The sequence below is a fragment of the Pseudomonas sp. xss_2 genome (genome assembly GCF_043104195.1).
In the GTDB taxonomy this organism is placed as follows: Bacteria; Pseudomonadota; Gammaproteobacteria; order Pseudomonadales; family Pseudomonadaceae; genus Aquipseudomonas; species Aquipseudomonas urmiensis.
This window is the reverse complement of the sequence record NZ_JBICKL010000082.1, coordinates 48799-60615: the sequence shown is the minus strand read 5'-3', so window position 1 is coordinate 60615 and position 11817 is coordinate 48799. Positions and strand designations below refer to the sequence as shown.

Below are 11817 nucleotides of genomic sequence, written 5' to 3'. Positions count from 1 at the left end.
GCTAAGGTAAGGTGACAGGAATGATTCGAGCGCGCCGCCCACGGCGCCAGAGAGGTGCCTGTGGCTTCCTATACCTTGCGACAACTCAAGTATTTCGTCACCACGGTGGAGGCGGGCAGCGTGGCCGAGGCCTCACGCCAGCTGTACATCGCCCAGCCGTCGATATCCACGGCCATCAAGAGCCTGGAAGAAAGCTTCGGCGTGCAGTTGTTCATCCGCCACCATGCCCAGGGCGTCTCACTGACCCCCAGCGGCAAGCGCTTCTACGCCAAGACCAAGTCACTGCTGCAGATGGCCCATGAGTTCGAGCAGAACGCCCTGGCCGACAACGACACCGTAGCCGGGCAGATCGACATCGGTTGCTTTGAAACAGTGGCGCCGCTGTACCTGCCGCGGCTGATCGCAGGTTTTCGCCAGCGTTACCCGGGCGTGGATATCCGCCTGCGCGATGGTGAGCAGCAGGACCTGATCCAGGGTTTGACCGCTGGCACCTTCGATTTGGCGTTTCTCTACGATCACGATCTCGACGGCACCATCGAAGCCGAACCCTTGATGCCGCCGCAGAAACCTTATGTGCTGTTGCCGGAAAAACACCGCTTTGCCGGGCAAGCCCAGGTGTCGCTGCGCGACCTGTGCCCAGAGCCGATGATCCTGCTGGATGTGGCGCCGAGCCGGACCTACTTCGTCAGCCTGTTCAACGAGCTGGGGCTGACGCCGAACATCGTCTTCAGTTCGCCGTCGATCGAGATGGTGCGGGGGATGGTGGGGCAGGGTTTTGGTTTTTCCCTGCTGGTGACCCGGCCGCATTCGCAGTGCACCTATGACGGCCAGCGGCTGGTGACCGTGGATATCGCCGAGCCGGTGACCCTGTCGGGGTTGGCGGCGGCGCGCTTGAAGCGGGTGCAGTGGACCAAGCCTGCGCAGTTGTTCGTCGAGTTTTGCCGCGAAGAGTTGGCCAAGATGTGAACACCATCGCGGGGCAAGCCCGCTCCCACGTGCCACTGCGCTAATTGTGCGCACACGTGGGAGCAGGCTTGCCCCGCGATAGCACTCTCAGCTCATCACACTTGATCCGGTACCACCGCAATCACGTCGATCTCCATCAACCACTCCGCCTGAGCCAACCCCGCCACCACCAGCCCGGTAGAAATCGGGAATACCCCTTTGAGCCACTTGCCAACTTCCTGATAAACCGGCTCGCGAAAACGCGGATCGGTGATGTAGGTAGTGGTCTTGACGATATGCGACATGTCCGAGCCAGCTTCCTCAAGCAGCTGCTTGACGTTCTTCATCGCCTGCTCTGCCTGAGCACGCGGATCGCCCAAACCCACTAGACGCCCTTCGAAGTCGGTCCCCACCTGGCCGCGGACATACACCGTGTTGCCGGCGCGCACCGCCTGGCAAAGGTCGTTATCCAGCGACTGATTAGGGTAGGTGGCCTTGGTGTTGAACATGCGAACGCGAGTATGAGTAGGCATCAGTGGGCTCCGAGGGTGCTGAGGGTAGTGACCGAGGCTTGGCCTTGCTCATCGGCATCGCGTTGTTCGCGATCGCGGTAAGCCAGGTAGGTGCGTTGGGTGGCGATATGGCCGGCGACGTGCTTGGCGTCGTGCCACACGCCCCAGATGAACGACGAGCCACGCCGCGACAACCACGGCAGGCCGAGGAAGTACACGCCAGGCTCTTTCGAGACGCCGCGTTGGTGTAGCGGCTTGCCGTGGCTGTCGAAGGTGTCGACCTGCAGCCAGCTGAAGTCAACCCCGTAACCGGTTGCCCAGATGATGCTGGTGACGCCAGCCTGGGCCAGGTCGAGTTCGAGAATCGGTGCACTGATGCACTGCGGGTCGGCCAGGCGTTGGCGCGCTTGGGGTTCTTCCGGTAGGTCCAGGCCATTGCGCTCGACATAGGCATCGGCGGCATCGAGCAGGGCCAGGTAGTTGTCGTCGCCGCGCTGGATGTTCTCGGCCAGGTTGTCCTGAAAGCGCGCCACACCGTTGGCGAACGACTGGGTCAGGCCGACCAGGGTCATGCCTTGGTGGGCGAGGGCGCGAAAGTCCACGGTGTGGCCGCCACGTGCGCCGCTGACGGCGATGGTCACGTGCTCGCGGCCGGGCTTGGCGATTTCCGCATCCCATTCGCCGAGCACGCCCAGCCACCAGCAGAAGTCGCGGTTGCGATAGCTGCGCGGCGGGCGGTCATGGGCGCCCACCGATAGGTACACCTGACGGCCTGCGCGCATCAGCTCCTCAGCGATCTGCACCCCAGAGGAGCCCGCGCCCACCACCAGCACCGCGCCTTCAGGCAACTGCTCGGGGTTGAAGTAGGCGGCCGAGTGGATCTGGTGCAGTCGCTCATCCTGCGGCGCGATGGCTGGGATGACCGGGCGCTGGAACGGACCGGTGGCGGCGACCACGCGGTTGGCGAGAATGGTGCCGTGGTTGGTCTCGATGGTGAAACCAGGGCGGTCGGCGTTGCGCACCACCTTTTTCACCTCGACCCCGGTGCGTACCGGCAGGTTGTATTTGCGCACATAGCGCTCGAAGTAGTCGGCGACCTGCTCCTTGCCGGCGAAGGCATCGGCATCGAGGTCGAATTCCAGCCCTGGGAAGCGGTCGTGCCAGACCGGGCCGTTGGCCACCAGCGAATCCCAGCGGCCACTGCGCCAGGCCTCGGCGATGCGGTTGCGCTCCAGCACCAGGTGCGGCACGCCGAGCTTGCTCAGGTGTTCGCTCATGGCAACCCCGGCCTGGCCGGCGCCGACCACGAGGGTATCGATTTCAATAGTGTTCAAGTTCATCTCTGAGCCCTTCTTGGAAGGCGGTTTTAATCAGGTCGGTGGGTGAACCGCCTTTGCCTGGAGCCAGACTAGGGATGTGCCTTTGATCGCGAAAATATTATTTAGCTAGTGCTTGCCTATAGTTTGGCGAAGGCCTTGATGAATAAGGGCTGCAGCGCTGTTTTGGGGTTGTGTGAAGAGGGTTTGAGGCGCGCGTTTACAGACTTAGTTTTTTCCTTTTCAAGGCCAAGGAAAAAGGTCGTTTCGTGGCCCTTGGGCTTCTGTTCAGAATGCGTACAACATCGAGCGGAAGTTGCCTTGCGCTGGATTAGCCAATACACGACAGGAGCTGCACCATGACCTTTTCCATCATTGGCCGCTGCCAGGAAACCGGCCAAGTCGGCATTGCCATCAGTTCTTCGAGCATTGCCGTGGGTGCCCGTTGCCCGTGGGTGCGCGCAGGCGTTGGTGCGGTGGCGACCCAGAACATCACCTTGCCGGCGCTTGGTCCGCAGATTCTCGACGCCCTGGAGCAGGGTGACCCTGCGGCAGCGGCACTGGACCGGGTGCTCAGTACCAACGGCTGGAGCGAGTACCGCCAGGTGACGGTGATCGACAGCCACGGCCAGGTTGCGCTGTTTACCGGCAAACAGGCCTTGGGTGTGCACAACGCAGTAGCGGGTGAGCAATGCGCCGCAGCCGGCAACCTGTTGTCGTCGATCCAGGTGATCGAGGCGATGGTCGCCGCCTTCGAACAGGCCAGCGGGCATCTGGCTGATCGCCTGCTGGCAGCGATGCATGCGGCAGTGGCCGCAGGGGGCGAGGCCGGGCCGATTCATTCGGCGGCGCTGAAGATTGCCGGTGAGCTGACCTGGCCGCTGGTGGACCTGCGGGTCGACTGGGCGGATCAAGACCCGATCGCTCAGCTCGATGGCCTTTGGCAAGCCTACCGCCCACAGATGCAGGACTACGTGACCCGAGCGCTGAACCCGACCAGCGCACCGAGCTACGGAGTACCGGGGGATGAATGAGCCAAGCAGCCGCGACCTGCTGGCGCGGCTGATCGGATTTGCCACGGTCAGTCGTGATTCGAACCTTGAGTTGATCGGTTTTATCCGCGACTACCTTGCCGGCCTGGGGGTGGACAGCGAGCTGTTTCACAACAGTGAAGGCACCAAGGCCAATCTGTTCGCGACCATTGGCCCCTTGGATAAGGGCGGCGTGGTGCTCTCCGGGCATACCGACGTGGTGCCCGTGGATGGCCAGGCCTGGACGGTCGAGCCGTTTCGCCTGAGCGAACGTGACGGGCGCCTGTACGGTCGCGGCGCGGCCGACATGAAAGGGTTCATTGCCTCGGTCCTGGCCGCAGTGCCAGCGTTTCTCGCCCAGCCGTTGCAAACCCCCGTGCACCTGGCCTTCTCCTATGACGAAGAAGTCGGTTGCCTGGGCGTGCGTTCGATGCTCGCAGCACTCCAGCAGCGGGCGCACAAACCACGCTTGTGCCTGATCGGCGAGCCCACCGAGCTCAAGCCGGTGCTCGGCCACAAGGGCAAGTTGGCCATGCGCTGCCAGGTGCAGGGCGCGGCCTGTCATTCGGCTTATGCGCCGTATGGGGTCAATGCGATCGAGTATGCCGCACGCTTGATCGGCAAGCTGGGCGAGATTGGCGAGGTTCTGGCGCAAGACCAGGACGCGCGCTTCGATCCGCCGTTCTCCACCGTGCAGACTGGCCTGATCAAGGGCGGCAGGGCGCTGAACATCGTGCCTGAAGAGTGCGAGTTCGACTTCGAGGTGCGCGCCTTGCCAGGCTTCGCGGCGCAGGCTGTGGCCGACCAGTTGCAGCGCTATGCCCAGGCGCAGCTGCTACCGCGCATGCGTGCGGTCAATCCGGCTAGCGACATTCGCCTGCAACCGTTGAGCGGCTATCCGGGCTTGGCCACGCCTGCTCAGAGCGAGGCGGCGCAATTGGTTGCACTGCTCAGTGGCTCGACTGAGTTCGGCACCGTCGCTTTTGGGACTGAAGGTGGGCTGTTCGATCAGGCCGGCATCCCCACTGTGGTGTGCGGGCCGGGCAGCATGGAGCAGGGGCACAAGCCCGACGAGTTTGTCAGTGTCGAGCAGTTGGCGGGGTGCGATGCGATGTTGCGGCGCCTGGTGGACTACCTCCAGGCGCATTGACGGGGTGGCCTCATCGCGGGACACGCCCGCTCCTGCAAGACACGTGCAGGAGCGGGCTTGTCCCGCGATGCGGGCAGATGATCAGAAGGTTGCCTTGACCTGCAATCCAACCACCAGGGCATTATCGATGTTGGTCCCGGAGAAGGCCCCCGGCTCGATGATGTACTGCACATCCGGACGCAGGTTCAGCCAAGGTGTGGCCTGGTAGCCGTAGCTCAGCTCGATCAACTGCTCGGCGCTGTCGATGTCGGGGAAGTCCTGGCCACTTTGCAGCGCTGCGTCTTCAAGCACATCGCGGCTGCGCGGGTTAGGCACGGCGCGGCCATAGCCCAAGGCCACGGTGTCGCGTGGGCGCCCTTCGAACGGTTTGTACAGCACTACGCCTGCGCCATACCATTTGGTGAATGGCGAAGCGGCCTTGCTCGACGCCGAGTACTGGCCAAAGGCATGCAGGCTGCGCCCCGGCAGGCTTTGATCGTTCCACACGGCCTGGTCGATCAGAAGGTAATGACCGCCACGACCGGCCACTTCCTTGTCGCTGCCAATGCGTTTGACGTTGGAGCTGTCGTAGTAGTAGCCCAGCTTGTACTCACCCGGCAGTTCGCCCTGCAGCTTGTACACCAGCTCCACCGGCACCACGGTACCGGTAGTGTGCTTGGGCCCCAGGTGCCAGGCGCGGCTGGAGTTGCCGTTGCTCTCGGGGTCGACGTTGAACGCCGCCACGCGCAGCTGCCAGGACGAGGAGAAGTCGTATTTGACCCGGGCGCCCAAATGCGCGTTGGGGTAGTTGGTCCAGCCACTGCCACCGGACATGTTCAGGGGGTGACCGCAGAAACCGGCGTTCATGAAGTTGCACAGGATGCCGGTGTCCAGCCCGCCGAGGTCGTTGCCCATGGCCATGTAGCCGAGCTTGACGTTGAGCGCGGGGGTGAAGTTGCGCTCGTAGCTCAGCTCGGTCAGGCGGGTGTACAGGCCACCGTAGTTTTCCTGGATGGGCAGACGGTTGCCGACCAGCTCCTCGGAGGCGCTGTTACCGCGACGGTCGTTGATGGTCAGCTGGACCTTGCCAGCGTTATCCAGACCGTACAGCTTGCTCAGGTCGAACTGCACGCCGAGCTTGAGGTTCTGCGAGTAGCGCGCCGAGCGATGCAGGCCACCGTGGGCGTTATAGGCGGTCTCACCGCTGTAGTCGCCGGTGAACTTGACGCCGTCGTCCTCAAGCTGGTGACGCAAGCCGCCCCAGTCGCCGGTCAGGCTGCTGCGGTTGAGCAAATCGGCTTCGGCCATGGCGCAGGTGCTGGCCAGGGCCAGCAACAGGCCGGCGGTGATGCGGGTCGGGGTGAAGGGCAAAGCACAGAACATTGCGAGGCTTTCCTGGGGAATTGCGGGGGCTCATCGCGGGGCAAGCCCGCCCCCACGCCGGGTTGAGTCGTTGGCGTGGGAGCGGGCTTGCCCCGCGATGAAGTCAACGGTGGTTTATGGCAGGGCGTAAGAAATCACGTAGTCGCCACGGTCGGTCGACTGACGGGCGCCGCCGGCAGTGATCACCACGTACTGCTTGCCAGTTTTCGGCGAAACATAGGTCATCGGGCCGCCCTGGCTGCCGACTGGCAGACGGGCTTTCCAGACTTCTTCACCATTGGCGCTGTTGTAGGCGCGCAGGTAGAAGTCCTGGGTGCCGGCGATGAACACCAGGCCACCTTGGGTGGACAGGGTACCGCCCAGGGTTGGCAGGCCGATCTTGATCGGCAGGTGCATGCGGATGCCGAGCGGGCCGGTGTCTTCCACGGTGCCGACCGGAACCTGCCAGGCTACCTGGCGGGTCTTCATGTCGATGGCGGTCAGGGTGCCGAAGGGCGGGGCCTGGCACGGAATACCGGCAACCGACAGGAAGCGGTTCTTGTTCACCGCATACGGCGTGCCTTTCAGAGGTACAGCGCCCATGCCGGTGTTCAGTGCTTCACCACCGCCGGCAGCCGCACCTTTGTTCTGCGACGGGATCATCTGAATCCACAGGCCCAGGCGCATGTCGTTGACGAAGATGAAGCCATGCACCGGGTCGGTAGAAATGCTGCCCCAGTTCATGCCACCGAGCGAGCCTGGGAAGCTCAGCGACAGGTCAGTGCCGGGCGCTGTGTACAGGCCGTCGTAGCGCATCTTCTTGAAGTCGATACGGCACAGCAGCTGGTCATACGGAGTAGCGCCCCACATGTCCGACTCGGTCAGGGTCTGCGCGCCGATCTGCGGCATGCCGACCGATTTTGGCTGGGTAGGCGAATACGGCTCGTTAGGGATGTTGCTCGGCTTGACCGGTACTTCGTCGACCTGGGTCAGCGGTTGGCCGGTGGCGCGGTCGAGCACGTAGATCTGCCCGGCCTTGGTACCGATGACGACCGCAGGGACGGTCTTGCCGTCGTCCTTGGTGAAGTCGATCAGGCTTGGCTGCATCGGCAGGTCGAAGTCCCACAGATCGTTGTGCACGGTCTGGTAGACCCACTTCTGGTTACCGGTGGTGGCGTCCAGGGCCAGCACCGAGGCGCCGTAGGTGTGGTCCAGCTTGCTGCGCTCGACACCATAGATGTCGGTGGACGAGGAGCCCATCGGCAGGAACACGGTGTTCATCGCCGGATCGTAGGACATCGGCGCCCAGCTGTTGGGCGTGCTGCGTACATAGCTGCTGCCGTCGGCTGGTGCGTTGCGATCTTCAGGGTTGCCCGGGTCGAAGGCCCAGCGCATTTGCCCGGTGATCACGTCGAAGCCACGGATCACGCCGCCTGGCATGTCGGTTTGGACGTTGTCGGCGACGCGCCCGCCAACCACCACGGTGGTGCCGGCCATCAGCGGCGCGGAGGACAGCTGGTAGTACGAATCCGGAACATCGCCCAGGCCGGCCATCAGGTTGACCTGGCCATTGTTGCCAAAGCCCTGGCAGAACTCGCCGGTGTCGGCATCGACGGCGATCAAGCGGCCGTCGATGGTGTTGGTCAGCAGTCGACGCTGGCAGTTGGCGCCAGGCGCCACGCTGGCCACGGTGATAGGCGAGCTGTTCGGTTGGGTCGGCTGCGCCAGCGGCGCGCTAGCGTCGAAGTAGGCCATGCCACGGCAACGCTGCCAGACCTTGGACTGGGCATTGATGGCGTTCTTCCACAGCTCTTTACCGGTGTCGGCATCGAGGGCGATCAGGTTGTTGTGCGGGGTGCAGATGAACACCTTGTTGCCAACCTGCAGCGGCGTCAGCTGGTCCTCGGCGCCGTTACCGTCGCTGATGGCCACGTCACCGGTGTGATAGGTCCAGGCCACTTGCAGCTTGTCGACGTTGTCGCGGTTGATCTGATCGAGCGCAGCGAAACGGCTGCCACCTTCGGTGTTGCCGTAGTGAGCCCAATCTTTCTGGGCTTTTTCCGGCTCGACCGGGGTCATGCCCGGGCCGTTGCCGGTAGGTGCCACGCTTGGGTGGGCGACGAACATGTTGCCCGCAGCGATCACCAGGCCAACGGCCATGACCGCTGCCAGACCATAAGCGCCGCGACCGGCGCTGCGACCATTGGCGCGCGCCAGCATCGGGTAGACCAGGGCGACCACCATGCCGATGGCGGCGAACATGAACAGGCGCGAGAACAGCGGCCAGAACACCAGGCCGGTATCGGCCACGGCCCAGATGGCAGTGCCTACCAGGAACGCAGCGAACAGCCAGGCGCCAGCGGTTTTGCGCCGGGCGATGAGGATACCGGCGATGGCCATGGCCAGGCCGCCGATCAGGAAGTACCAGGAACCGCCCAGGCCGGCCAGCTTGACGCCGCCAGCAGCCAGGAGCAAGCCGAGCAGGGCGATGACAACGCCCAAGCCGACCATGATCAATGTCGAGGCGCCAGAGGCGCGCGGTGTTTCGTTCATGCCAGGGATCTCGCAGGTGGAATGTGCGCAGTTTAAGCCCTTAGCAAGCTAATTAACAAGTTAGTACATTTCGATGTGAGGCTGATTGTCGCAGGCGTTTGCAAGCTAAGATGCACCGAAAAGCATAGAACAGGGGGTGAATTTGTCACTAAACGGCGTGTTTTCTCACTTGTGAAAATTTCGCAATTGCGACGTTGGTCGTAGGGTGCCCTCGCAACAGCAAATCGTACTCAACGTGCGGGCTTGCCCCCGCGATGGCGTCTAAATCCCCCCACTTGATCAAGCGCAATAGAACACCGCCAGCCACACGGTAATCACTCCAGCCTCGGTCCACTCCACCCGATGCCGGCAATGAGCGGGGATATCCAGATAATCCCCAACGCGCAACACCCGCACCTGGGCCTCATGCTCCAGGCGCAATCCGGCGCTGCCACTGAGCACGACCAGCCACTCCCCCTCAGCCTGGTCGTACCAGAATCCCGCCGGGCTGGCCTGGCCACTGGAAACGATGCGTTCGATGCGCAGGCCCGGACGGGTCAACAGCTCGTCGAACTGCTCGGCGGCATGCACGTCAGGCAGGGGCAGGGCAGCAAACAGATTGTCTGGCATGGGTGGCTCGCGCTGAGTTGATTCCCAACCCTGATTGTAGGAAGGTTCCAGGATTTGGCGGACAGAAACAGCCGATGGACAAGTTGCTGGCGATCAAGACGTTCATGGCCACGGTCGAGGCTCGCGGGTTTTCCGCCGCCGCGCGCAAGCTGGGCGTTGCCACCTCCTCGGTAACGCGCCTGGTCGATGCGTTGGAGAGCGAGCTGGGGGCCACCTTGCTCAACCGCTCGACCCGTCAGGTCAGCTTGACCGAGGCCGGGGTCGGTTACTACCAGCGCTCGCGGGAGATCGTTCAAGCCTTGGCCGAGGCCGATGCCAGTGTCGCCGATCGCGGCGAGGAGCCGGTCGGCGTACTGCGCCTGTGTTTACCGGTGGAGTTCGGTCGACGGGTGATTGCTCCGCACCTGGGACGATTCTTGGCCGCGCACCCGGGGTTGGAGTTGGACATCGACTTGAGTGACCGCTTCGATGATCTGCTCGATGGTCGCTACGACGTGTCGATCCGCTTGGGCGAAGCTGCGCCGAACGACGAATTGGTCTGCAAGCGCCTGGGATGCTTTGAGCGCTGGTTGGTCGCCAGCCCCGCCTATCTTTGCGCTAGCGCACCCTTGGTGCATCCGCAGCAGTTACTCGAACAGGCCTGCCTGCGTTTTCGCTATGGTCAGTCCGGCCGGCCGTGGCGGCTGCGCCAGGGCGAACAAGCGCTGGAGCTGGACGTCAGCGGCCCCCTGCGCAGCGCCAATGCCGACCTGCTGCGTGAAGCTGCGCTGGCCGGCAGCGGGATTGCCCTGCTGGCCGATTGGCTGGTGCGCGAAGATGTCCAGGCCGGGCGCTTGCAGCGGCTGTTCGCCGACTGGCAGATCAGCCCGGGGACTGCCAGCAGCGCCATCAACGCGCTGTACCTGCCCAACCATCGCGGCTCGCGGCGGGTGCAGGTCTTCGTCGATTTTTGCCAGGCGCTGCTCAGCCGTTGAAACCCCAGCGTTGCGCCTGACGCAAAAGCGCGTTGCGCAGGCGCTGGATTCTCCCGCTCCTCGCGCCTGGGTAAGGTGCGCGGCATATACCGTCATTTGCCGAGGCACCTGCAATGAACCCTTCCATCGCTGTTACCCAGTCGTCTGCCGGGGGCCTGAGCCGGGCCCTGGTGACCCTGCTGGCGTTTTGCTGCGGCGCGATTGTCGCCAACATCTACTATGCCCAACCCATCGTCGGCTTGATCGCGCCAGACTTGGGCCTGTCTGGCGAGCGGGCCAGCCTGATCGTCTCGCTGACCCAACTCGGTTACGCCTTGGGCCTGTTGTTACTGGTGCCGCTGGCCGACCTGATGGAAAACCGCCGGTTGATGATCGCCACGGCGATATTGGCGTGCGTCAGCCTGCTGTTGGCCGGTAGCAGCGGCCATGGCCAAGGGGGGTTGTTCCTTGGCTATGCCTTGCTGATCGGCTTCAGCTCGGTGGCGGTGCAGATGCTGATCCCGCTGGCCGCGCACCTGGCACCTGAGCAGCAGCGCGGGCGGGTGGTGGGCAACATCATGGGCGGCTTGCTGCTGGGCATTCTGCTGGCGCGGCCGCTGTCGAGCCTGGTGGCCGATCACTTTGGCTGGCGTGCGGTGTTCATCGGCGCGGCAGGGGTGATGTTGGCGATCATTGTGTTGCTGGCCCTCACCCTGCCGCGGCGGGTGCCGGATCACCAGGCCAGCTATGCCAGGCTGATGGCTTCGCTGGTCAGCCTGCTGCGTCGCTATCCGCTGTTGCGCCAACGCTCGCTGTACCAGGCGCTGATGTTCGCTGCGTTCAGCTTGTACTGGACCGCTGTGCCGATGGCGCTGGCGGGGCAGCATGACTTGAGCCAAAGCCAGATCGCGCTGTTTGCCCTGGTCGGGGCGGTGGGGGCGATCGCCGCGCCCATCGCGGGCCGCCTGGCCGACGCCGGGCATGCTCGGCGCGCTTCACTGTTGGCCTTGTTGCTGGCGCCGCTGGCGTTGTTGCTGGGCTTGAGTGCACCGGGCTTGAGCGTGATTGGCTTGGGCCTGACCGGGGTGCTGCTGGATTTTGCCGTGCAGATGAACATGGTGATCGGCCAGCGTGAAGTGTATGCGCTGGATCCGGCTAGCCGGGGGCGCCTCAATGCGCTGTATATGACCAGTATCTTCCTCGGCGGGGCGCTAGGGTCGGCCGTGGCCAGCCCGCTGTACACGCAGTTTGGCTGGCATGGCGTGGTGTTGGTGGGCGCGGGGTTGCCGCTGCTGGCGCTGGTGGTTTTCCTGTTGATTTCGCGGCGTGCTTCTTAGGGGGGCGCTTCACGCCCCTTCGCGGGCAAGCCCGCTCCCACACGGAACGCGTGAGGATCAAGGGCAGCCT

10 protein-coding genes are annotated in these 11817 nt (G+C 63.7%); 5 read left to right on the top strand and 5 right to left on the bottom strand.

What is annotated here, in order from left to right; translation table 11 throughout:
- Window positions 1–60: 60 nt before the first annotated feature.
- Window positions 61–966 (top strand): LysR family transcriptional regulator, encoded by a 906-nt coding sequence (locus ACF8K2_RS21710; protein ID WP_186553301.1) that lies wholly within the window; start codon window positions 61–63, stop codon window positions 964–966.
- A gap of 95 nt (window positions 967–1061) precedes the next feature.
- On the opposite strand, the gene ACF8K2_RS21705 is transcribed toward ACF8K2_RS21710, so the two are convergent.
- Together ACF8K2_RS21705 and ACF8K2_RS21700 are read right to left on the bottom strand one after the other, a co-directional pair.
- A complete protein-coding gene (locus ACF8K2_RS21705; RefSeq protein WP_186553300.1) occupies window positions 1062–1478 on the bottom strand; it encodes a RidA family protein in 417 nt (138 codons plus the stop codon).
- Entirely contained in the window at window positions 1478–2797 is a 1320-nt protein-coding gene (locus tag ACF8K2_RS21700) for an NAD(P)/FAD-dependent oxidoreductase (protein WP_312154803.1), read from the bottom strand. Before ACF8K2_RS21700 ends, ACF8K2_RS21705 begins: the two co-directional genes overlap by 1 nt.
- A gap of 335 nt (window positions 2798–3132) precedes the next feature.
- Between ACF8K2_RS21700 and ACF8K2_RS21695 the strand changes: the two genes are divergently transcribed.
- Together ACF8K2_RS21695 and argE are read left to right on the top strand one after the other, a co-directional pair.
- Entirely contained in the window at window positions 3133–3807 is a 675-nt protein-coding gene (locus ACF8K2_RS21695) for a DUF1028 domain-containing protein (RefSeq protein WP_186553298.1), read from the top strand.
- Entirely contained in the window at window positions 3800–4954 is a 1155-nt protein-coding gene (gene argE / locus ACF8K2_RS21690) for an acetylornithine deacetylase (RefSeq protein ID WP_392467549.1), read from the top strand. The genes ACF8K2_RS21695 and argE overlap by 8 nt, the downstream gene beginning before the upstream one ends.
- Window positions 4955–5035: 81 nt before the next feature.
- On the opposite strand, the gene ACF8K2_RS21685 is transcribed toward argE, so the two are convergent.
- The 3 genes from ACF8K2_RS21685 to ACF8K2_RS21675 all read right to left on the bottom strand — a co-directional run bounded on the left by ACF8K2_RS21685 (window position 5036) and on the right by ACF8K2_RS21675 (window position 9457).
- Window positions 5036–6316: a carbohydrate porin gene (locus tag ACF8K2_RS21685; RefSeq protein WP_392467547.1), complete on the bottom strand. Its 1281-nt coding sequence runs from the start codon at window positions 6314–6316 to the stop codon at window positions 5036–5038.
- 114 nt (window positions 6317–6430) lie between these two features.
- Window positions 6431–8848 carry a glucose/quinate/shikimate family membrane-bound PQQ-dependent dehydrogenase gene (locus ACF8K2_RS21680; RefSeq protein WP_392467545.1) on the bottom strand — a complete coding sequence of 806 codons (2418 nt, stop codon included), beginning with the start codon at window positions 8846–8848 and terminating at the stop codon, window positions 6431–6433.
- Between the two features lie 279 nt (window positions 8849–9127).
- Window positions 9128–9457 carry a cupin domain-containing protein gene (locus tag ACF8K2_RS21675; protein ID WP_392467543.1) on the bottom strand — a complete coding sequence of 110 codons (330 nt, stop codon included), beginning with the start codon at window positions 9455–9457 and terminating at the stop codon, window positions 9128–9130.
- A 74-nt stretch (window positions 9458–9531) separates the two neighbouring features.
- Between ACF8K2_RS21675 and ACF8K2_RS21670 the strand changes: the two genes are divergently transcribed.
- The gene (locus ACF8K2_RS21670) at window positions 9532–10431 is read left to right on the top strand and encodes a LysR family transcriptional regulator (RefSeq protein WP_186553293.1); all 900 of its coding nucleotides are present in this window, start codon (window positions 9532–9534) and stop codon (window positions 10429–10431) included.
- Window positions 10432–10544: 113 nt separating this feature from the next.
- A complete protein-coding gene (locus ACF8K2_RS21665; RefSeq protein WP_392467540.1) occupies window positions 10545–11747 on the top strand; it encodes an MFS transporter in 1203 nt (400 codons plus the stop codon).
- Window positions 11748–11817 lie beyond the last annotated feature (70 nt).

Coding starts and splice junctions, on each gene's coding strand:
- ACF8K2_RS21705 (WP_186553300.1), bottom strand. CDS start 1,478: ATGCCTACTCATACTCGCGTTCGCATGTTCAACACCAAGGCCACCTAC.
- ACF8K2_RS21700 (WP_312154803.1), bottom strand. CDS start 2,797: ATGAACTTGAACACTATTGAAATCGATACCCTCGTGGTCGGCGCCGGC.
- ACF8K2_RS21695 (WP_186553298.1), top strand. CDS start 3,133: ATGACCTTTTCCATCATTGGCCGCTGCCAGGAAACCGGCCAAGTCGGC.
- argE (WP_392467549.1), top strand. CDS start 3,800: ATGAATGAGCCAAGCAGCCGCGACCTGCTGGCGCGGCTGATCGGATTT.
- ACF8K2_RS21685 (WP_392467547.1), bottom strand. CDS start 6,316: ATGTTCTGTGCTTTGCCCTTCACCCCGACCCGCATCACCGCCGGCCTG.
- ACF8K2_RS21680 (WP_392467545.1), bottom strand. CDS start 8,848: ATGAACGAAACACCGCGCGCCTCTGGCGCCTCGACATTGATCATGGTC.
- ACF8K2_RS21675 (WP_392467543.1), bottom strand. CDS start 9,457: ATGCCAGACAATCTGTTTGCTGCCCTGCCCCTGCCTGACGTGCATGCC.
- ACF8K2_RS21670 (WP_186553293.1), top strand. CDS start 9,532: ATGGACAAGTTGCTGGCGATCAAGACGTTCATGGCCACGGTCGAGGCT.
- ACF8K2_RS21665 (WP_392467540.1), top strand. CDS start 10,545: ATGAACCCTTCCATCGCTGTTACCCAGTCGTCTGCCGGGGGCCTGAGC.